This window comes from Sulfitobacter aestuarii (assembly GCF_042685005.1).
GTDB lineage: Bacteria > Pseudomonadota > Alphaproteobacteria > Rhodobacterales > Rhodobacteraceae > Sulfitobacter > Sulfitobacter aestuarii.
The window spans coordinates 69,145-88,114 of record NZ_JBHUMP010000005.1; the positions used below are offsets into that span (position 1 = coordinate 69,145).

Consider the following 18,970-nt stretch of genomic DNA (forward strand, 5'->3'; position numbering starts at 1 on the left):
CTAGACCGCCCCGGCAGCGCGGCCCTGCGCATGTTTCCACTGCTCCCAGCGGATGCGGGCATGGCGATAGGCGTCCATGAGCGCGATCGCGTGGATCATGAACCCGCCGGCAAAGCGCCCGACGAAGGAATGATCGACGCCCGTGAGATTATAGCTGACCCAGGCCAGCGACAGCGCGGTAAAGGCCATCATCAGCCCGCGCGAGGGATGCCCGTTGACCACCTGCCCCATGCCGGTCAGGAAAAACGAGATCGCCAGCACCTTGTAGGGATGCGGCGGGCGATGGTGCTGATCCTTCATGATCTGTCCTTTCTGATATGTTCGACGAGTCCGCGCGCAAGGCGCAGCAGCCGCTCGACATCCGGTCGCTGCAAGCGCTCCTGGTCATAGAGCGGTTGGCGTATGGCCAGGTAATGGCCGCGCTCGCTCTCGGCGACGCGCCAGACCAGCCGCACGCCGCGCGGGGTGATCAACAGCTCCTTGCCGCGACCGTCTTCGAGGAATTCCGCCACATGCGGCGCGAGGCCGGGCATGCGCCGGATCATCGCGGCGCGATCATCGCTGCGGATCACCGCGTCCGGTTCCCAGCTGTCGGGGGTGCGGATGCTTTCGGCGAGGTTCCAGTGCGGCGAGTAGAACTCGGTATTGGAGGGCCGGATCATCAGGTCGAAAGTGCCGGTCCAGGGCAGCCGTTCTTCCAGCGTGACCGCGAGCCAGAGCACCGGCAGCTTGCGCAGCTGCACGGTGTCGGAAATCAGTTTGAGCCGGGCGGAATGTTCGTCGAAACGGCCCGTCAACTCGGGATAGCTCTGCGCGTCGATCTTCAGCTCGGCATCATCGAGCAGACCGCGGCAATCGTCAAAGACCGACCGGCGGCGTGCGCTTGCGCGCCGCCGGTCTCTGTGGTGGATCCATCCGAGCGTCCCGATGCCGCCCGCAGCCAGGGTCAGCGCCGCCGCCATCATCGGAACGTCGGTCATCGCTCAATACCCCTGCGGCTTGGGCCAGTTCATGGTGAACTGATCCGCACGGCGTACATATTTATAGCGATGCGCCACGAACCACAGCGACGCCACGATATAGAACGCCATCATCGCCAGCAGCTGGGTACCGAAGCCGAGGAAGGTGGCGAAGAACGTGGTGATGCAGAGCGCCATCAGCACGATCGCCGGCAGCGGGTGGAACGGATGCACATATCCGCGCCGGATGCTGCCCAGCGGCCATTTGCGCCGGAACATGATCATGTTGATCGGCATGAACGTGTAGCCCAGCAGGCCCGACAGGATCGAGAAGGTGATCACCTGGTCCAGAAGCCCGGTGAAGGCAAAGGACACGGCGATCGGGATCAGGATCAGGATCGAGCGATAGGGTGTGCGATAGACCGGATGCACCGCGCCGAACCAATACGGCATATAGCGGTCCCGCCCCATCGAGAACCAGGCCCGCGAGGCATCGTTGATACACCCGTTGGCCGAGGCCGTCGCCGCGAACATCGTTCCCACGAAGAGGAAGATCTGCAACAGCAGCGACCCGCTCATCCGCCCCGCGTCGTAAAGCGGCACGGTGGCCTGGCCGAGATACTGCCAAGGCAGCAGTCCCGAACAAATATACCAGGTCAGGGTCGCGGCGATCAGCAGCGTCATGATCCCGGTCATCGTGCCCAGCGGCAGCGACCGGCTGGGCGAGCGCACCTCTTCGGCGGCCTGGCATGTGCCCTCGATGCCGAGGTAGTACCAGATCCCGAACTGGAAGGACGCGATCACCCCGATCCAGCCGTAGGGCAATTCGGTGAGCAGGCCCTGATGCTGCAGGATCGCCCCCGGCTGCCACGGCTTGACGCCGAGAAACAGGATAAGGATCGACACGAAAGCCGCTGCGGTAATTACGAAATTCAGCGACAGGGTCATGAAGACGCCACGGTAGTTCAGCAGCGCCAGCAGGGCGATGATCAACACCGCGAAGGGTTTCGGATCGAGCCCGATATGGCCGGTCTGCTCGGCGAGAATGACCAGAAGGTCACCGACGATCAACGCATCCGCCGCTTCGAGCATCGTATAGGCCATCACCAGATAGAGCCCGACGTTGAAGGCCATCAGCGGCCCCATGATATGCTTGGCCTGGGCATATTGCCCGCCCGCCGCGGCAACGGTCGAGGTCACCTCGGAATCGATCATGGCCACGCAGGTATAGAGCAGCCCGATCACCCAGCAGGCGATCAGCGCACCGAAGGCGCCGCCCTTGCCGACCGAAAAGTTCCATCCCATGAACTCGCCGACCAGAACGATGCCGACGCCGAGCGCCCAGACATGCACCGGGCCGAGCACCCGCAGCAGACCGACGCGATCGCTCGCGACGGCCTGTTCGACCAGATCGCCCGTATTCGTTGTTCCTGCGGTCATCCTCTGACTCCTTCCGCAGCTTCCGGCACTTCGCCGTGTTCGAGCAGTTCATCGACCCCTTCGACCGAAGACATCAGCGTGTCCTCGTCATAGAGCCGGTTCACCCGTGCCGCATCGGCAACCATCCACAGCAGAATCGCTGCAGAGACCGCCCATGCGAGATATTCGAGTATTATCCACATCTTGTCGTCCCTCCTTCACGTTCAGCTGTTGAATTTTTCACGGATGACCTGGCGGTATTCCTTGTCCGATACCTTTACCAGGAAGACGAAATATCCCAGGATCACCAGCCCGGTAAGGATCAGCATGAGCGGATCGATCGCGTAATCGAAACGCGTGCCGATCAGCTCCGCCGCGGTTTCGGGCGTATAGCCGAGCTGCTCCCATTGGGTCTGCATGACCTCATTCTGCTCGAGGCTCGCCCAGGTGATCTCCTCGGGCAGCACCGTCGTCGTGCCCGAGCCGGTCAGGCCCAGCACCAGCGGAATGAACAGGGCGGTATAGACGAGCGCCAGCAGGAAGACCGAGTCGAAAACCTGGCCGATGCCGCTTTGTGTCGGGGGTTCGTAATTCTCGCGTCGCTGTTCCATCATTTCCCCTTCGCCGCACGCATTTCGTCGAGATGCCGGATGTCGAGCCCGTAGATGAAATCCTTCTCCTGGGCGTATTGACGGATCATCGCGACAATGGCGGCGGTGTTGAAGACCAACACGAGACCCCCGGCGATCATCAGCACGGTACCGAGGCCGCTGTCGGTGATCCGGTCGCTGATGCTGGTGAAGACGAAGATGATGGCGCACCAGAGCACCAGCACGAAGGCACAGGCGAACAGTGTGTCCCCCTTGTACATCTTGTCGATTCTTCTTCTCATTCGGTCGTCCATACGCATTCCTCCACTGCTATTGACGAGTTGAAAAGCGCGCCTCCCACGCGCGAAAGTAAGTAAAAGCTCGCACGGATTTTTCATTCTGGCAATTTTTTTTCTCCCGCGGGAATGTCTGGGTGGATAACTTTCTGCCAAGGAAAGACGGCAAGTTCGGCCGTAACGCCGCTTCACCTCTACTGGGTCGCGAGCTTTGGTGAGGCGGCGCGTTTAACGAGTATTATTGATCTAGAACAGAAGTTTGTAGAGATATTCTCAAGTGGGACATGAAGTTCTCCGCTGCGCCTTGCAGCCCTACCCTCGTCACGGCGGTCTTGCCGCGCGGGATCGGCTGATTGCCGCCCTTTCAAAATAGTTGCAAATGCACCGTCGGGGACGGCTGGCGCAGTCCGGTTCGTCGCGGTGAGCTTTCATCCTGTCCAATCCCACCCGATTTCCACGGATCGCGCAGAAATAGCGTGAATTGTCCCGATCGCGGTCTATCCTCAGAAGGCGCAGCGCCCGAAAGGGCAACAACCTTACGCCAACCCGCCACCGGGGGAGTCCAGATGAAACCGCAAAGACTGAACAAGATCAAAGATATGGCCCGCTCTGTTAAGGCAGGGCAACTGGACAGGCGCGAGTTCATGGCGCTGTCGAGCATCTGGGGGATGAGCGCCGCCGGAGCCGCCGGGCTGATCGGCATGAGCGCTGCCCCCGCCCGCGCCGAGGAACCGAGGAAGGGCGGCATCCTGCGGATCGGCCAGACCGTGCTCGATATCAACGACCCGCGCACCTATGACTGGCCGCAGAAATCCAACGTCGCGCGGCAATTCTGCGAACCGCTTGTGCGCTGGAACGTCGATGGCTCCTTCGGTCCGTCGCTGCTGGAAAGCTGGGAAGTCTCCGATGACGCGAAGACCTATGTGCTGAATGTTAGGCGTGATGCGGTCTGGAACAACGGCGATCCCTTCACCGCGGATGACGTGATCTTCAACATACGCCGCATGGCCGATGCCGATGCCGAGGGGAATTCCATGGCGGCGCGGCTTGTCGCCCTGCGCGACGGTGAAGCAAAGCAGGCTGCCGAGGGCGCGGTCGAGAAGGTTGACGATTTCACCGTCAAGCTGAACCTTTTCAAGCCCGACATTTCCCTGATCCCCTCTTTCGGCGATTATCCCGCGCTCTGCGTCCACCAGAGTTTCAGTGGGCAGTTGCAGGATGCTCCTATCGGCACCGGCGGCTTCGAGCTGGTCGAGTTCGCCGTCGGCAGCAAGGCGGTGCTGAAGCGGCGCGAGGATGGCAAGTATTGGGGTGGCGAGGTCTATCTCGACGGGGTCGAGTTCATTGATTACGGCAGCGATGACGCGGCCTATGTCTCGGCCTTCGAATCCGACGAGATCGACATGAACGACGAGACCACGAAGAATCTCGACGAGTTGTTCAATTCGATCGGTCTCGAACGCGGCACCGCCGTGACCGCAACGACGCTGGTGGCGCGGATGAACGTCAATCAGCCGCCCTTCGAGAACAAGCAGCTGCGCAACGCCGTGCAGCTGGCGGTCGATAATGAGCTGGCGCTGGAACTGGCCGCCGCCGGGCTGGGCGTACCTGCGGACAACCACCATGTCGCGCCGGTGCATCCCGAATATGCCGATGTGCCCAAACCCCCGACCGACCCCGAACGCGCGGCGCAGATGTTGCAGGAAAGCGGCCATGCGGAGACCGAGCTGGAGCTGATTTCCATCGATGACGGCGAATTGCTGGCCTTTGCCGACACCGTCGCCGCACAACTGCGCGATGCGGGGTTCAAGATTTCGCGCCGCACCCTGCCCGGCGCGACCTTCTGGAACGACTGGACGCAATATCCTTTCTCCACCACCTCCTGGGGCGCGCGTCCGCTCGGTGTGCAGGTCTATGCGCTGGCCTATATGTCGGATCAGGCCTGGAACGAGACCGGCCATGCCAACCCGGAATTCGACGCCAAGCTGATCGAAGCGCTCGGCATTTTCGATCCCGAACAGCGCCGTCCGCTGATGGCCGAACTCGAGAAGATGTTGCAGGACAGCGGCGTGATCATCCAGCCCTATTGGAGCGAGCTGGTGATGCATCACACCGCCGCCCTGCGCGGCTACAAGCGCCATCCGGCGCGGGAGATCCATCTCGAGAAGGTCTGGCTCGCAGGCTGACGCCGGGGCAATCCGCGCGACGCGGGATTCCGCCCGGAACCCTGCGCCGCGCGCCGTGTTGACCTGCAAGAAGCAACCAAAGGAACCTATCATGTCGATCGAGAAAATGATCTCCGAACATCCCGATGTTGCCGGTCACCTCAACGAGCCGCTGGCCAAGGCGGTGCGCCATGCGATGTATTGCGCGGCGATCTGCAATTCCTGCGCCGATGCCTGTGCTGCCGAGGAGAACGTCGCCGAGCGGCGCGATTGTATCCGTCAATGTCTCGACTGCGCCGACATCTGCACCGCAACCTACCGCATTGCGACGCGGCGCACGGGCAGCAACGAGAAGATCCTGCGCGCCACGCTGCAGCTCTGCGCCGAGGCTTGCGAGGATTGTGCGGAGATGTGCAGCCACCATGGCGACGCGCATTGCAAGCGCTGCGCCGAAATGTGCCGCGAATGTGCCGAGGATTGCCGCAAGGCCGGTCAGAACCTGTAATTCGGGCCGCACCGTAAGTCGCCGGTTGATCCATAGAATAATTGACCTGGGCATCCCTCGCCGCCGATACTGCAGGGGATGCCCATTTTTGGAATACCAGATTGCTCGAGTTCCCTGATGTCTGACGGACAAGTCCCGCCGCCGATTGTTGCTTCCGAGGCGGCATTTTTTCTTGATCTTGACGGTACTCTGGCGCCGATCGTCGATGACCCGGCCGCGGCACGGCTCGACCCGACGGCCGCGTCGCTTCTGGAGCGATTGATCGCGCAGACCTCCGGGGCACTCGCGATCGTGTCGGGCCGTTCGCTGACGCAGCTCGATGCGCTGCTGGCGCCGCTGCGACTGCCGCTGGCGGGATCGCACGGGCTGGAGCTGCGTCGCGCTGACGGCGGGCTTTTCGAGGCGCCGGAGCTCGATTACGATATGGAGGAGGTCTTCGCGCAGATGCGGGATTTTGCCCATGCCCGCGACCTGCTGCTCGAACGCAAGCCGGGCGCCATCGCGCTGCATTACCGCACCGCCCCGGCAGCGGCCGACGCCAGCATGGCATTGGTCGACGAGATCGCGTCCCGCGATGACAATCTGCGCGCGCTGCATGGCAAGATGGTCAGCGAGGTGACCCTGGCGGGGATCGACAAGGGCTCCGCCCTGCGCAGTTTCATGACCCTGCCCGCCTATCGCGACCAGCGGCCGGTGATGGTGGGCGACGATGTTACCGACGAGGACGGTTTCGCGGCGGCGCAAAGCCTCGGCGGCTTTGGTCTCAAGATCGGCCCGGGTCCGAGCTGTGCGCAATATCGTGTCGCCACGATGGAAGATTTTCTGACCTGGCTGGCGGCGGCGCTCGATCCGGCCGGAAGCCTTTCCGAAGGAAGCTGAAATGGATCTGGGTATTATCGGTAATTGCGCTGTCTCGGCGCTGGTGAACCGCGAGGGCGTGATCAACTGGTTCTGCCTGCCGCGCTTTGACGGGGATCCGGTGTTTCACAATCTGCTCGGTCATGGTCCCGAACGCCCGGGCGATGGCGCTTTCTCGGTCGAGCTCGACGGGTTCCAGTCCAGCGAGCAGCATTACGAGGCCAATACCGCGATCCTGCGCACCGTGCTGCATGGCGAATCCGGGTCGGTCGAGATCATCGATTTCTGTCCCCGTTTCGAATCCCGGGGCCGCAGCTTTCGTCCGCAGACGCTGATCCGGCGGCTGCGCACGCTCGAGGGCTGCCCGCGGGTGCGTATCCGGGTGCGGCCGCGGTTCGGCTGGGGGCGGCGCGCGCCGGACCTGACCCGGGGCTCCAATCACGTGCGGTTCGTCGGGCCTGAGCAGGTGATCCGGATGACCACCGATGCCTCGCTCGATCATGTGATCGACGAGCGGCTGATCAATCTCGATGGCACGCTGACCTTCGTGATCGGCCCCGACGAGAGCCTGAGCGAGAGCCCGCGCGACATCGGCAGCAATTTTTACGAGAGCACCAAACGTTACTGGCGGCGCTGGGTGCAGCGGCTGGCGATCCCGCTGGAATGGCAGGAGCCGGTGATCCGTGCCGCCATCACGCTGAAGATGTGCAGCTACGAGCCGACCGGCGGCGTCGTCGCGGCGATGACCACCTCGCTGCCCGAGGCGCCCAACAGCGGCCGTAACTGGGATTACCGCTATTGCTGGGTGCGCGACGCCTTCTTCACCGTGCGCGCGCTCAACAGCCTCGCCGCGACCCGCACGCTGGAGCATTACTTCCAATGGCTGATGAATGTCGTCGCCGATGCCGGGGGCGGCCATATCCAGCCGGTGCTCGGCGTCGGGCTCGAGACCGAACTGACCGAGACCATGGCCGAATGCCTTCAGGGATACGAAGGGATGGGGCCGGTCCGGGTCGGCAATCAGGCTTTCGAGCATTTCCAGCATGACACCTACGGCAATATCATCCTCGGCGCGACGCCCGCGTTCTTCGACCGGCGGCTGTTCATGAACACCGGCATTGCCGCGTTCGAGAGCCTCGAATGTCTTGGCGAACAGGCCTGGAAACTGCATGACCAGCCCGACGCCGGGATCTGGGAGCTGCGCACGCGGGCGCGTATCCATACGTCCTCGGCGCTGATGTGCTGGGCTGCCTGCGACCGTCTGGCGAAGATTGCGGCGCATCTGCATCTGCAACCGCGGGCGCGCTACTGGAGCGAACGGGCGCAGGTCATCAAGGACAAGATCCTCGACAACGCCTGGTCGGACAAGCGCAAGGCCTTCGTCGAAAGCTTCGGTGGCAAGACGCTCGATGCCAGCGTGCTGCTGATGGGCGAGGTCGGCTTCCTGCCGCCGCAGGACCCGCGATTCATTGCCACGGTAGAGGCGCTTTCGGAATCGCTCGGGCGCGGCGCCTTCATGCTGCGCTACGAGGAGGCCGATGATTTCGGGGTGCCGGAGGTCGGTTTCAACGTCTGCGCTTTCTGGCGCATCGATGCGCTGGCGCGGATCGGGCGGATCGACGAGGCGCGCCTGCATTTCGAGACCCTGCTCTCCGCGCGCAACCATCTCGGCCTGATGTCCGAGGACAGCGCCTTTGCCACCGGTGCGCTCTGGGGCAATTTTCCGCAGACCTATTCGATGGTCGGCATCGTCAACGGCGCCATGCGGCTCTCGAAGCGCTGGGAGGCCGAGCTCTGAGGGAATCGGGGTTTCTCGGAAACCGGGAACCCATGTCGGGCGTTAATGTGGTATTATGAATGTTCCTGTCGGTTGCTCTAGGAGTGGATCCGACAGGATGCGTGAAATTTATTTCAGGGTGCTCGGTGATGGCTGGCAGATTGATCTTGGTATCGAATCGAATGCCGACAGAGGCGCAGACCTCGGGTGGTCTCGTGGTGGCATTGCAGGGGGCATTGCATGACGGAAACGGATTATGGATCGGTGCCCATCCTGACTTCGCGGAGAAGCCTTCCGAACAGCTGATCGACATGGACAAGGGCCGCGAGGGCATGCGCTACGCGCGTCTGGCCTTCCAGCTCAGCCGACAGGAACACGAGGATTACTATCTCGGCTTTGCCAATTCGGTGCTCTGGCCGCTCTGCCACCGGCGCGGCGATCTGGTGTCGCTCGAGCGCGAATTCGAGACCGCCTATCTGGAAGTCAACGCCCGGCTGGCACGGCAGATTGCCGAGCTTGCGCGGCCGGACGACATGATCTGGATCCATGATTACCATTTCTTCCCGCTGGCGGAGAAACTGCGCGCGCTCGGGGTCACGGCGAAGATCGGGTTCTTCCTGCATATTCCCTTTCCGGCTCTCGGGGATCTCGGCGCCTTGCCCCAGCGGATCGATTTTCCCGGCTGGCTCTCCGCCTTTGATCTCGTGGGGCTGCAAACCCGTGCCGATGTCGCCCGCTGTCTGGAAATGTTCCGCGCCGAGCCGGATGCGGAGTTGATGCTCAATGGCCGGGTCAAATATCTCGACCGTGCCGTGGCGCTGCGCTCCTTCCCCATCGGCATCGAGGTGGAGGCTTTCGTCGAGGCCGCGGGGGGAGATGATCTGCGCAACGTGCTCGGCACCGACATGCCCGGCGATATCCTGATCGGGGTGGACCGGCTCGATTATTCAAAGGGCCTGCCGAACCGCTTCCGCGCCTTCGGCCGCTACCTCGAACGGCGCCGCCAGACCTGTCGGCGGGTCAGCCTGCTGCAGATCGCGCCGCCGACGCGGGAGGAAGTGCCTGCCTATCGCCAGATCCGCCTTGAGCTCGAGGAGCTTGCCGGGCGGCTCAACGGGCAACATGCCGAGTTGGACTGGACGCCGCTGCGCTACATTCACCGCGCCATCGACCGCAACCTGCTGGCCCAGCTCTATCGCCGTGCCCGCGCCGGGCTGGTCACGCCGTTCGCCGACGGGATGAACCTCGTCGCCAAGGAATATATTGCCGCACAGGATCCCGAGGACCCCGGCGTGCTGATCCTGTCGCGCATGGCCGGGGCGGCCGAAGACATGGAGGAGGCGCTGTTGGTCAATCCCTATGACATCGAGGAAATCAGCGAGGCGATCCGCACCGCGCTAAACATGCCCCTGCCCGAACGGCAGCGCCGCTACGAGGCCTGTATGCACACGGTGCGGGAGACCGATGTCACGCGCTGGTCCGCCGACTTCCTCGCCACCCTGCAAAATCTGACCGACAAGGTTACCAAGCATTAACGTTACAAAATAATCAAGTTCGTCACAGCCTGTAACTTTTTCATTGCGCGAATCTGTCGATTTGCCTAAGACCGATGCTGCGGTCGGATGATTTCAGGAGGACGATCCCATGGAAGCCTTGATTTGTGACGGAGTGCGGACTCCCATTGGCCGCTATGGCGGTGCGCTCTCCTCGATCCGCGCCGATGACCTCGCGGCCCTGCCCATCGCGGCGCTGATCGAACGGCATCCCGATGTTGACTGGAGCGCCGTTGACGAGGTGATCTACGGTGCGGCCAACCAGGCCGGCGAAGACAACCGCAACGTCGCGCGCATGGCCGCGCTGCTGGCCGGGCTGCCCGAAAGCGTGCCGGGCGCCACGATCAACCGGCTCTGCGCCAGCGGCATGGATGCGGTGGGTTTTGCCGCCCGTGGCATCAAGGCGGGCGATTATGATCTGACCATCGCCGGCGGTGTCGAAAGCATGAGCCGCGCCCCCTTCGTGATGCCGAAGGCCGAGAGCGCCTTCACCCGCGCCAATGCGGTCTATGACACGACGATCGGCTGGCGTTTCGTCAATCCGAAGCTGAAGGCGCAGTTCGGCGTCGATTCCATGCCCCAGACCGCTGACAATGTCGCCGCCGATTTCGAGGTGAGCCGCGCGGATCAGGACGCTTTCGCCGCCCGCAGCCAGGCCCGCTGGGAAGCCGCGCAGCAGGCCGGAAGCTTCGCCGACGAGATCGTTCCCGTCACGGTGCCGCAGCGCAGGGGCGATCCGGTGATCTTTGACACCGACGAACACCCCCGCCCCGGCACCGGGGTGGAAAAGCTCGGCAAGCTCAAGGGCGTCAACGGCCCTGATCTGTCGGTGACCGCAGGCAATGCCAGTGGCGTCAACGACGGTGCTGCGGCGCTGCTGATCGCCTCCGAAGCGGCAGCGCGACAGCAGGGCCTGACACCGATGGCGCGGGTCGTAGGCATGGCCTCTGCCGGGGTCGCACCGCGGATCATGGGCATCGGCCCGGTTCCGGCGAGCCGCAAGGTGCTCGAACGCGCCGGGCTTAGCATCGAACAGATGGATGTGATAGAATTGAACGAGGCTTTCGCCAGCCAGGGCCTTGCTACCCTGCGTGAGCTGGGCGTGGCCGATGACGATGAACGCGTGAACCCGCATGGCGGCGCGATCGCCCTCGGGCATCCGCTGGGCATGTCCGGTGCCCGGCTGGTGCTCACCGCCGCGCATCAGCTCAAGCGCAGCGGCGGGCGTTATGCGCTCTGCACGATGTGCGTGGGCGTCGGCCAGGGGGCCGCGCTGATCCTTGAACGCGTCTGACCGGGAGGAAGACGACATGTATGCACAGATGGTAAAATCCGAAAACGCCGATGACAGTGCCGAGGCACAGGCCTTTCAGGCGCGGATCGACGCGGGCGAGAAGATCGAGCCGAAGGAATGGATGCCTGCGGGCTACCGCAAGACGCTGATCCGCCAGATCGGCCAGCATGCCCACTCCGAAATCGTCGGCCAGCTGCCCGAGGGCAACTGGATCACCCGCGCACCGACGCTGGAGCGCAAGGCGATCCTGCTCGCCAAGGTGCAGGACGAGGCCGGTCACGGACTCTATCTCTATTGCGCCGCCGAGACGCTGGGCGTCACCCGCGACGAGCTGACCGAAATGCTGCTCGACGGGCGGATGAAATATTCCTCGATCTTCAATTATCCGACGCTGACCTGGGCCGATATGGGCGCGGTCGGCTGGCTGGTCGATGGTGCCGCGATCATGAACCAGGTGCCGCTGCAGCGCACCTCCTATGGTCCCTATTCGCGCGCCATGATCCGGATCTGCAAAGAGGAAAGCTTTCATCAGCGTCAGGGCTACGACATCATGATGAAGATGGCCAAGGGCACTGAGCAGCAAAAGCAGATGGCGCAGAATGCGCTCAACCGTTTCTGGTTCCCCTCGCTGATGATGTTCGGCCCCTCGGACAAGGACTCCGTCCACTCGGCGCAGTCGATGGCCTGGAAGATCAAGATGAACACCAATGACGAGCTGCGTCAGAAATTCGTCGATCAGACCGTGCCGCAGGCGGAATATCTCGGGCTGACCGTGCCCGACAAGACCCTGAGCTGGAACGAGGAAAAGGGCGGCTACGATTTCGCCGAGCCCGATTGGGACGAGTTCTTTCAGGTGATCAAGGGCAATGGCCCCTGCAACAGCGAACGCCTCGCCGCGCGCAACAAGGCGTGGGACGAGGGCCGATGGGTGCGCGAAGGGCTGATGGCCCATGCCGCCAAGAAATCCACAGCACAGAGGATGGCCGCAGAATGAGCAGCGTCGCCCCCAGCCCCTATCCCGACAACGAGCAGCCCAAGCGCGAGAACCGCCAAGAATGGCCGCTCTGGGAGATCTTCATCCGTGGCCAGCACGGGATGAACCATCGTCATGTCGGCTCGCTGCATGCCGCCGATGCCGAGATGGCGGTCAAGAACGCCCGCGATGTCTATACCCGGCGCAACGAGGGCGTGAGCATCTGGGCAGTGCGTACCGCCGATATCGCCGCCTCTTCGCCCTCGGACAAGGGACCGTATTACGAGCCTTCCGAGAGCAAGGCCTATCGCCACCCGACCTTCTTTGACATTCCCGACGAAGTGGGGGCGATGTGATGGAGCGCGACGCGGCCTATTTCGAATTCCTTTGCCGGATGGGTGACAACGCGCTGGTGCTCGGCCACCGGGTCAGCGAATGGTGCGGCATGGGGCCGGTGCTGGAAGAAGACATCGCGCTGGCCAATATCGCGCTCGACCTGATCGGCCAGACGCAGATGTGGCTTGGCCTCGCCGGTGAGGTCGAGGGCAAGGGCCGCAGCGCCGATGATCTGGCGATGCTGCGCGACGTCTGGGATTTCCGCAACCTGCTGCTGGTCGAACAGCCCAATGGCGATTTCGGCCAGACCATGATGCGCCAGTTCCTGTTCGACGCCTGGCATCTGGCAATGCTGCGCGGGCTCGAGCAATCTTCCGAGCCACGGGTGGCGGAGATCGCCGCCAAGGCGGTGAAAGAAATTACCTATCACGTCGAGCGTTCCGCCGACACGGTCATCGGTCTTGGTGACGGCACCACCGAGAGCCATGCCCGGATGCAGAACGCGCTCGACCTGCTCTGGCCCTATGTCGGCGAGATGTTCGCCGCCGATGCGGTGGACGAGATGATGGCGGCGGAGGGGATCGCACCGGATCTGGCCGCGCTGCGTCAGGGCTATGACGGCGAGGTCGCGCGGGTGATGAAAGCGGCAACGCTGAGCATCCCCGAAAGTGGCTTTGCCCACAAGGGCGGCAAGTCCGGCTTCCAACATTCGGAGCACCTCGGGCATATGCTGACCCAGATGCAATGGCTGCAACGCGCCTATCCCGGAGCCGCGTGGTAAGATGAAACCCGAGGTCGAGGAGATCTGGCGCTGGCTTGACGCTGTGCCCGACCCGGAGATCCCGGTGATCTCGGTCGTCGATCTCGGCATCGTGCGCGATGTCGCCTGGCAGGGCGAGACGCTGGAGGTGGCGGTGACGCCGACCTATTCGGGCTGCCCGGCCACCACGGTGATCTCGCTCGACATCGAGACCGCGCTGCGAGACCGGGGCGTCAAGGATCTGCGCATCCGCACCCAGATCTCGCCGCCCTGGACCAGCGAATGGCTGAGCGACAAGGGCCGCGCGCGATTGCTGGAATGCGGCATCGCCCCGCCGCGCGCCGCTGGCGGGCCAGAGCATTGCCCGCGCTGCCGCTCGACCGACGTGGTCCGCGTCAGCCAGTTCGGCTCTACCCCCTGCAAGGCGCATTGGCGCTGCAAGGATTGTCTTGAGCCTTTCGACTATTTCAAATGTATCTGAGGAACGCAGCAGATGGCACGATTTCACCCCCTGTCCGTCACTGACGTGCAAAAGACCATCCGCGATGCGGTCGTGGTGACGCTGGAGCCGACCGAGTCCGGCGATTTCGATTTTACCCAGGGTCAGTACCTTACCTTCCGCCGTGATTTCGACGGTACGGAGGTGCGGCGCTCCTATTCGATCTGCGCCGCCAGGGGCGAGGGCAAGCTGCAGGTCGGCATCAAGAAGGTCGATGGCGGCGCCTTCTCGACCTGGGCCAATGAGGAATTGCAGCCCGGCATGGTGCTCGAAGCGATGGAGCCGATGGGTTCGTTTCACACGCCGATCATACCCGATCAGGGCCGTCACTACCTCGGCTTCGCCGGCGGCTCCGGGATCACCCCGGTCCTGTCAATCCTGAAAACCGTGCTGGCGCGCGAGAGCCAGAGCAGCTTCACCCTCGTCTATGCCAACCGCGGCGTGAACAGCATCATGTTCCGCGAGGAGCTGGAGGATCTGAAGAACCTTTACATGGGGCGGCTGACGCTGATCCATATCCTCGAAAGCGACGCGCAGGATATCGACCTGTTCACCGGGCGCGTCGATGCCGAGAAATGCAAGGCGCTGTTTGCCCATTGGATCGACATCGCCAGCGTCGATACCGCCTTCATCTGCGGCCCCGAGCCGATGATGCTCGGCATTGCCGCGGCGCTGAAAGAACATGGGCTGTCCGAGGAGCAGATCAAGTTCGAGCTGTTCGCCAGCGCCCAGCCCGGACGGCTGGCCCGCAAGGCCAGTGCCGAGGCGGGCGCCAGTGCCGCGAAATCGACGCAGGCCAGCGTCACCATCGACGGGGCGTCGCGCAGCTTCACCATGGAGAAGGATCAGACGATCCTTGACGCGGCGCTCGAAAACGCGCTCGATGCGCCCTATGCCTGCAAGGCCGGAGTCTGCTCTACCTGCAAGTGCAAGGTGCTCGAAGGCGAAGTGGAGATGGTCGCCAACCATGCGCTGGAGGATTACGAGGTCGCGCGCGGTTACGTGCTGTCCTGCCAGTCCTTCCCGGTAAGCGATCGCGTTGTCGTGGATTACGATCAATAGGAGCCAGCCGATGTCCGACGAGATGAAGATCGAGGATTACCTCGCCCAGGGCGGCAAGCTCACGACGCCAGCCAACGCCCCGGCGCGCTACCGCGCCGAGCTGATGAAGATCATGGCGATCTTCGTGGACAGCGAGCTGGCCGGCGCCGCCGGTTTTGCCGATATCATCAATGAGGGTCCGGGCATCAAGGAACGCATAGCGGCGGCGCGGATCGTGCTGGAAAAAACCGACCATGCCGAGAAGGTGCTGCGCCTGATGGGCGAGTTCGGCGCCGACACGGCGCGCTATGCCAACCACCATCCGTGGCGCGACCGCCTGTCGCGCGACACTGCGCCGGGCACGCGGCGCAGCGCCCATGACATGCGGCTCTCGGTGCTGAATTACCCGCTGCAGGGCTGGAGCGATGCGGTGGTGATGAATCTCTGCATGGGCCTTGGCGTCTGCGTGCAATTGCAGGAGCTTACGCGGATTTCCTATCAACCGCTGTCCCAGGCGATCCGCGAGATCCTGCCGCGCGAGCAGCGCCATGCCGAGCTTGCCGAGGAAGGCATCGCCCGGCTGCTGGAAACCGGCGCGCGCGCCGACGTCGAGACGAGCCTCGCCTATTGGCAGCCCCGCGTCGCGGCGATGTTCGGCGATGCGGAGCCAGAGCGGATGGCGCAGCTCAAGACCTGGGGTCTGCGCCGTCAGGACGGGGCCGATCTGCGCGCGGAATGGCAGCAGCGGCTCGACGCGACGCTGGCACGGCTCGGGCTCGGCTAGAGCCGCTCGACGCCGCCCAGCGTCAGCCGCGCCACCAACTCGGCATAATCGGCGCGCGCCTGCGCATCGGCATTGCTGTTCCACATGTAGAACCAGTTCAACATGCCGAAGACCGACATGGTCGCGGCGCGCAGCTTGGCCGCGTCGGCGGCGAAGACCTCGGGCGCCAGCGCCGCGAGGATACCGCTCATCTGGCTGACCATGTCGCGCTGATAGCCCTTCAGCACCTCCTGCTGCGCCGCATCGAGCAGCACGATCCCCTCGGTCTGGATCTTGTGTTCGTGATCCATGCCCTTGTAGGCCAGCAACGTCTCGCAGAGCACCACGCGCAGCTGCTCGGCCGGAGGCAGCGCTTCGAGCCGCTGATCGCGCAGCCGGTTGCGCAGGGCGCGCAGGTAATTGTCGAGAATATCGAAAAGCAGCGCGTCCTTGCTGGGGTAGTAATGATAGATATTGGCCTTTGAAATGCCACAGGCCCGCGCCACCTGCGCCATCGAGGCGCGGGCGTAGCCTTCTTCGGCAAAGACCCGCGCCGCCGTTTTCAGGATGGCGGCGCGTTTCTCGTCATGGTCCTTGGCAATGGTCCGGGCCACGCTCAGCCCTTGTCGCGGTTGTCGACCACCCGCACCGCCTTGCCCTGGCTGCGTGCCACCGAGCCGGGGTCGCCGACCACGATCTCGGTCGAGATCCCGACCATGTCCTTGATCCGCTTGCTCAACATCCGCTGTGCCGCCGCGCGCGAGGCTTCATCCGCCGCCTGCGGCAAGACCTCGACATGCACGCGCATCGCATCCATGCGGCCGGATTTGTAGAGCTCGATCTGGAAATACGGGGCCAGCCCTCCGGTCGCCATCACCTGTTCCTCGATCTGGGTGGGAAAGACATTGACCCCGCGCAGGATCATCATGTCATCGGAGCGCCCGGTGATCTTCTCCATCCGCCGCATGGAGCGCGCGGTGCCGGGCAGCAGCCGGGTCAGGTCGCGCGTGCGGTAGCGGATCATCGGCATGCCTTCCTTGGTCAGCGTGGTGAAGACCAGCTCGCCCTCCTGCCCGTCCTCGACGACGTCGCCGGTCTGCGGGTCGATGATCTCGGGGTAGTAATGATCCTCCCAGATATGCAGACCGTCCTTCGTCTCGACACATTCATTGGCCACGCCCGGCCCCATGATCTCGCTGAGCCCGTAGATATCGACCGCATGCATGTCGAAAGCCTCCTCGACCTCGCGGCGCATGGCGTTGGTCCAGGGTTCGGCGCCGAACACCCCGACCTGCAGCGATGACTCGCGCGGGTCGATCCCGGCCTTGTGAAAGCCCTCAAGGATGTTGAGCATGTAAGAGGGCGTCACCATGATGCCCTGCGGCTGGAAATCGGTGATCAGCCCGACCTGTTTCTCGGTCTGCCCGCCGCCCATCGGCACCACGGTCGCGCCGAGCTTCTCGATCCCGTAATGCGCGCCGAGCCCGCCGGTGAACAGCCCGTAGCCATAGGCGTTGTGCACCATATCCCCGGCGCGCAGCCCCGAGGCGCGCAGGCTGCGGGCGAGCGTGTCGGCCCAGACCTCGATATCGCCCTTGGTATAGACCACGACCGTCGCCTTGCCCGTCGTGCCCGAGGAGGCATGGATCCGCGCAATCTGTGCGCGCGGCACGGCGGAGAGGCCGAAGGGATAATTGTCGCGCAGGTCGTTCTTGGTGGTGAAGGGGAACTTGGCGAGGTCCTTCAGCTCCTTGAGGTCGTCCGGATGGACCCCGGCCGCGTCAAAGCGTTCCCGGTACATCGCCACATTGTCATAGGCATGGCGCAGCGACCATTGCATCCGCTTGAGCTGCAGGGCGGCGATCTCGTCGCGGCTGGCGATCTCGATCGGTTCCAGATCGGATTTGGCGGGGCTCAGATCCTTCATTGTCTTTCCATCCTCTGTTCTTCCTCCTCGAATAGCCGACCCTTGATGGCCCGCGAAATGCCGCGCATCTCGGCGATGGTCACGCCATCCTGATTGCTGACCCGAATGTCATAGATACCGCTGCGCCCGGTCAGCGAAACCTCCCGCGCCTGCGCCGTCAGACGGTCACCAAGCTGCGCCGGGGCGGTGAAGCTGATCACGTTGTGCTGCGCCACCGTCGATTGATTGCGGCTGTTGCAGGCAAAGGCGAAGGCGCTGTCGGCCAGCGCGAAGGTCACGCCGCCATGGCAGATGCCGTGCCCGTTGCAATGATGCGCCGCGACCGTCAGCACCAGCTCGGCGCGGCCCTCATCAACCTCGCCAAGCTCCATGCCGAGCCATTTCGACGCCTGATCGCTCTCCCACATCGCGGCGGCGGCGCGGCTGGCGCGGGTCTTCGCATCCATGCTCATGAGCCTTTGAATTCCGGCGCGCGTTTCTGCAGGAAGGCGCTGACGCCCTCGGCATAATCAGCGCTTTCGCCGCAGCGTTTCATGTAATCGGCCTCAAGCTCGAGATGATCGGTGAGGCTATCGGTCGCCGCGGCCTGGATCGCCGCCTTGGTGAGCCCGTAGCCGAGCGTCGGACCGTCGGCGAAACGCGCGGCCATGGCCCGTGCCTCGTCCATCAGATCGGCGTCGGGCAGCGCCTTCCAGATCAGCCCCCATTCCTCTGCCTTGCGGGCAGTCAGCGGCTCGGCGGTGAAGGCCAGCCCCTTGGCCCGCGCCTCCCCGAGCAGCCGTGGCAGATGCCAGCTGCCGCCGGTATCCGGGATCAGCCCGACCTTGGAGAAGGACTGGATGAACTTCGCGCTCTCCCCCGCCAGCACGATGTCACAGGCCAGCGCGATGTTGGCCCCTGCCCCGGCGGCCACACCATTGACCGCGCAGATCACCGGAAAATCGAGCGAGCGGATGAGCCGCACCAGCGGCGCATAGAAGTCGCGCACCGTCTTGCCGAGGTCCGGCGGCCCGTCCATCTTCGAGGGATCGCGATCGCCGAGATCCTGCCCGGCACAGAACCCGCGCCCGGCCCCGGTCAGCAGCACCGCGCGGGTGCCGTCCTCATGGGTGCCTTCCAGAGTCTCGCGCAGGGCAAAATGCATCTCGTCATTGAAAGAGTTGAGCCGATCCGGCCGGTTAAGGGTGATCTCCGTCCAGCGCTCGTGCTGCTGAACCAGAATTGAATCGGTCATATGGCCCCCCTGCCTGATGCG

22 protein-coding genes are annotated in these 18,970 nt (G+C 63.7%); 12 read left to right on the forward strand and 10 right to left on the reverse strand.

Annotation, left to right across the window (positions count from 1 at the left end; genetic code table 11):
- The 6 genes from ACFSUD_RS07895 to ACFSUD_RS07920 are packed head-to-tail and all read right to left on the reverse strand — an operon-like array spanning nucleotide 1 to nucleotide 3,270.
- Nucleotides 1-300, reverse strand: coding sequence for a hypothetical protein (locus ACFSUD_RS07895; RefSeq protein ID WP_386373149.1), 300 nt, complete (start codon nucleotides 298-300; stop codon nucleotides 1-3).
- Nucleotides 297-980, reverse strand: coding sequence for a hypothetical protein (locus ACFSUD_RS07900; RefSeq protein ID WP_386373151.1), 684 nt, complete (start codon nucleotides 978-980; stop codon nucleotides 297-299). The genes ACFSUD_RS07895 and ACFSUD_RS07900 overlap by 4 nt, the downstream gene beginning before the upstream one ends.
- A 3-nt stretch (nucleotides 981-983) precedes the next feature.
- Complete coding sequence (locus ACFSUD_RS07905) at nucleotides 984-2,399, reverse strand: APC family permease (protein WP_386373153.1); 1,416 nt, start codon at nucleotides 2,397-2,399, stop codon at nucleotides 984-986.
- On the reverse strand, nucleotides 2,396-2,581 hold the full coding sequence (locus tag ACFSUD_RS07910; RefSeq protein ID WP_386373155.1) for a hypothetical protein: 186 nt from the start codon (nucleotides 2,579-2,581) through the stop codon (nucleotides 2,396-2,398). The genes ACFSUD_RS07905 and ACFSUD_RS07910 overlap by 4 nt, the downstream gene beginning before the upstream one ends.
- Nucleotides 2,582-2,602: 21 nt before the next feature.
- The gene (locus tag ACFSUD_RS07915; RefSeq protein WP_386373157.1) at nucleotides 2,603-2,989 is read right to left on the reverse strand and encodes a hypothetical protein; all 387 of its coding nucleotides are present in this window, start codon (nucleotides 2,987-2,989) and stop codon (nucleotides 2,603-2,605) included.
- Nucleotides 2,989-3,270 carry a hypothetical protein gene (locus tag ACFSUD_RS07920; RefSeq protein ID WP_386373159.1) on the reverse strand — a complete coding sequence of 94 codons (282 nt, stop codon included), beginning with the start codon at nucleotides 3,268-3,270 and terminating at the stop codon, nucleotides 2,989-2,991. The genes ACFSUD_RS07915 and ACFSUD_RS07920 overlap by 1 nt, the downstream gene beginning before the upstream one ends.
- A gap of 593 nt (nucleotides 3,271-3,863) precedes the next feature.
- Between ACFSUD_RS07920 and ACFSUD_RS07925 the strand changes: the two genes are divergently transcribed.
- From ACFSUD_RS07925 to ACFSUD_RS07980, 12 genes are all read left to right on the forward strand, one after another.
- Nucleotides 3,864-5,450: an ABC transporter substrate-binding protein gene (locus ACFSUD_RS07925; RefSeq protein WP_386373161.1), complete on the forward strand. Its 1,587-nt coding sequence runs from the start codon at nucleotides 3,864-3,866 to the stop codon at nucleotides 5,448-5,450.
- Between the two features lie 91 nt (nucleotides 5,451-5,541).
- Nucleotides 5,542-5,934, forward strand: coding sequence for a four-helix bundle copper-binding protein (locus ACFSUD_RS07930; protein WP_386373163.1), 393 nt, complete (start codon nucleotides 5,542-5,544; stop codon nucleotides 5,932-5,934).
- Between the two features lie 117 nt (nucleotides 5,935-6,051).
- On the forward strand, nucleotides 6,052-6,813 hold the full coding sequence (otsB, locus tag ACFSUD_RS07935) for a trehalose-phosphatase (protein WP_386373165.1): 762 nt from the start codon (nucleotides 6,052-6,054) through the stop codon (nucleotides 6,811-6,813).
- Nucleotide 6,814: 1 nt separating this feature from the next.
- Nucleotides 6,815-8,590, forward strand: coding sequence for a glycoside hydrolase family 15 protein (locus ACFSUD_RS07940; protein WP_386373167.1), 1,776 nt, complete (start codon nucleotides 6,815-6,817; stop codon nucleotides 8,588-8,590).
- A gap of 128 nt (nucleotides 8,591-8,718) precedes the next feature.
- Complete coding sequence (locus tag ACFSUD_RS07945) at nucleotides 8,719-10,104, forward strand: alpha,alpha-trehalose-phosphate synthase (UDP-forming) (protein WP_386373169.1); 1,386 nt, start codon at nucleotides 8,719-8,721, stop codon at nucleotides 10,102-10,104.
- A gap of 109 nt (nucleotides 10,105-10,213) precedes the next feature.
- The gene (gene pcaF, locus ACFSUD_RS07950; RefSeq protein ID WP_386373171.1) at nucleotides 10,214-11,416 is read left to right on the forward strand and encodes a 3-oxoadipyl-CoA thiolase; all 1,203 of its coding nucleotides are present in this window, start codon (nucleotides 10,214-10,216) and stop codon (nucleotides 11,414-11,416) included.
- Nucleotides 11,417-11,432: 16 nt separating this feature from the next.
- Nucleotides 11,433-12,410 (forward strand): 1,2-phenylacetyl-CoA epoxidase subunit PaaA, encoded by a 978-nt coding sequence (gene paaA / locus ACFSUD_RS07955; RefSeq protein ID WP_386373173.1) that lies wholly within the window; start codon nucleotides 11,433-11,435, stop codon nucleotides 12,408-12,410.
- Entirely contained in the window at nucleotides 12,407-12,745 is a 339-nt protein-coding gene (gene paaB, locus ACFSUD_RS07960; RefSeq protein WP_386373175.1) for a 1,2-phenylacetyl-CoA epoxidase subunit PaaB, read from the forward strand. The genes paaA and paaB overlap by 4 nt, the downstream gene beginning before the upstream one ends.
- Complete coding sequence (gene paaC, locus ACFSUD_RS07965) at nucleotides 12,745-13,506, forward strand: 1,2-phenylacetyl-CoA epoxidase subunit PaaC (RefSeq protein ID WP_386373177.1); 762 nt, start codon at nucleotides 12,745-12,747, stop codon at nucleotides 13,504-13,506. Before paaB ends, paaC begins: the two co-directional genes overlap by 1 nt.
- A gap of 1 nt (nucleotide 13,507) precedes the next feature.
- A complete protein-coding gene (paaD, locus tag ACFSUD_RS07970; RefSeq protein WP_386373179.1) occupies nucleotides 13,508-13,966 on the forward strand; it encodes a 1,2-phenylacetyl-CoA epoxidase subunit PaaD in 459 nt (152 codons plus the stop codon).
- A 12-nt stretch (nucleotides 13,967-13,978) separates the two neighbouring features.
- Nucleotides 13,979-15,046 (forward strand): 1,2-phenylacetyl-CoA epoxidase subunit PaaE, encoded by a 1,068-nt coding sequence (paaE, locus tag ACFSUD_RS07975; RefSeq protein ID WP_386373181.1) that lies wholly within the window; start codon nucleotides 13,979-13,981, stop codon nucleotides 15,044-15,046.
- Nucleotides 15,047-15,056: 10 nt separating this feature from the next.
- Complete coding sequence (locus tag ACFSUD_RS07980; protein ID WP_386373183.1) at nucleotides 15,057-15,809, forward strand: Phenylacetic acid catabolic protein; 753 nt, start codon at nucleotides 15,057-15,059, stop codon at nucleotides 15,807-15,809.
- Here ACFSUD_RS07980 and ACFSUD_RS07985 read toward each other — a convergent pair.
- The 4 genes from ACFSUD_RS07985 to paaG are packed head-to-tail and all read right to left on the reverse strand — an operon-like array spanning nucleotide 15,806 to nucleotide 18,949.
- The gene (locus ACFSUD_RS07985; RefSeq protein ID WP_386373185.1) at nucleotides 15,806-16,402 is read right to left on the reverse strand and encodes a TetR family transcriptional regulator; all 597 of its coding nucleotides are present in this window, start codon (nucleotides 16,400-16,402) and stop codon (nucleotides 15,806-15,808) included. The two genes, ACFSUD_RS07980 and ACFSUD_RS07985, sit on opposite strands and share 4 nt — an antisense overlap.
- A gap of 2 nt (nucleotides 16,403-16,404) precedes the next feature.
- On the reverse strand, nucleotides 16,405-17,715 hold the full coding sequence (gene paaK / locus ACFSUD_RS07990; protein WP_386373187.1) for a phenylacetate--CoA ligase PaaK: 1,311 nt from the start codon (nucleotides 17,713-17,715) through the stop codon (nucleotides 16,405-16,407).
- Entirely contained in the window at nucleotides 17,712-18,161 is a 450-nt protein-coding gene (gene paaI / locus ACFSUD_RS07995; protein WP_386373189.1) for a hydroxyphenylacetyl-CoA thioesterase PaaI, read from the reverse strand. The genes paaK and paaI overlap by 4 nt, the downstream gene beginning before the upstream one ends.
- A 2-nt stretch (nucleotides 18,162-18,163) precedes the next feature.
- Entirely contained in the window at nucleotides 18,164-18,949 is a 786-nt protein-coding gene (paaG, locus tag ACFSUD_RS08000) for a 2-(1,2-epoxy-1,2-dihydrophenyl)acetyl-CoA isomerase PaaG (RefSeq protein WP_386373191.1), read from the reverse strand.
- Nucleotides 18,950-18,970: the final 21 nt, after the last annotated feature.

Bases quoted from the DNA above. Each gene is read 5' to 3' on its own strand.
- ACFSUD_RS07915 (WP_386373157.1), bottom strand. From the start codon at position 2,989: ATGGAACAGCGACGCGAGAATTACGAACCCCCGACACAAAGCGGCATC.
- paaB (WP_386373175.1), top strand. From the start codon at position 12,407: ATGAGCAGCGTCGCCCCCAGCCCCTATCCCGACAACGAGCAGCCCAAG.
- paaK (WP_386373187.1), bottom strand. From the start codon at position 17,715: ATGAAGGATCTGAGCCCCGCCAAATCCGATCTGGAACCGATCGAGATC.
- pcaF (WP_386373171.1), top strand. From the start codon at position 10,214: ATGGAAGCCTTGATTTGTGACGGAGTGCGGACTCCCATTGGCCGCTAT.
- paaG (WP_386373191.1), bottom strand. From the start codon at position 18,949: ATGACCGATTCAATTCTGGTTCAGCAGCACGAGCGCTGGACGGAGATC.
- paaC (WP_386373177.1), top strand. From the start codon at position 12,745: ATGGAGCGCGACGCGGCCTATTTCGAATTCCTTTGCCGGATGGGTGAC.
- ACFSUD_RS07925 (WP_386373161.1), top strand. From the start codon at position 3,864: ATGGCCCGCTCTGTTAAGGCAGGGCAACTGGACAGGCGCGAGTTCATG.
- ACFSUD_RS07900 (WP_386373151.1), bottom strand. From the start codon at position 980: ATGACCGACGTTCCGATGATGGCGGCGGCGCTGACCCTGGCTGCGGGC.
- paaI (WP_386373189.1), bottom strand. From the start codon at position 18,161: ATGGATGCGAAGACCCGCGCCAGCCGCGCCGCCGCCGCGATGTGGGAG.
- ACFSUD_RS07905 (WP_386373153.1), bottom strand. From the start codon at position 2,399: ATGACCGCAGGAACAACGAATACGGGCGATCTGGTCGAACAGGCCGTC.
- paaD (WP_386373179.1), top strand. From the start codon at position 13,508: ATGAAACCCGAGGTCGAGGAGATCTGGCGCTGGCTTGACGCTGTGCCC.
- ACFSUD_RS07910 (WP_386373155.1), bottom strand. From the start codon at position 2,581: ATGTGGATAATACTCGAATATCTCGCATGGGCGGTCTCTGCAGCGATT.
- ACFSUD_RS07945 (WP_386373169.1), top strand. From the start codon at position 8,719: ATGGCTGGCAGATTGATCTTGGTATCGAATCGAATGCCGACAGAGGCG.
- ACFSUD_RS07895 (WP_386373149.1), bottom strand. From the start codon at position 300: ATGAAGGATCAGCACCATCGCCCGCCGCATCCCTACAAGGTGCTGGCG.
- paaE (WP_386373181.1), top strand. From the start codon at position 13,979: ATGGCACGATTTCACCCCCTGTCCGTCACTGACGTGCAAAAGACCATC.
- paaA (WP_386373173.1), top strand. From the start codon at position 11,433: ATGTATGCACAGATGGTAAAATCCGAAAACGCCGATGACAGTGCCGAG.
- ACFSUD_RS07980 (WP_386373183.1), top strand. From the start codon at position 15,057: ATGTCCGACGAGATGAAGATCGAGGATTACCTCGCCCAGGGCGGCAAG.
- ACFSUD_RS07940 (WP_386373167.1), top strand. From the start codon at position 6,815: ATGGATCTGGGTATTATCGGTAATTGCGCTGTCTCGGCGCTGGTGAAC.
- otsB (WP_386373165.1), top strand. From the start codon at position 6,052: ATGTCTGACGGACAAGTCCCGCCGCCGATTGTTGCTTCCGAGGCGGCA.
- ACFSUD_RS07930 (WP_386373163.1), top strand. From the start codon at position 5,542: ATGTCGATCGAGAAAATGATCTCCGAACATCCCGATGTTGCCGGTCAC.
- ACFSUD_RS07920 (WP_386373159.1), bottom strand. From the start codon at position 3,270: ATGAGAAGAAGAATCGACAAGATGTACAAGGGGGACACACTGTTCGCC.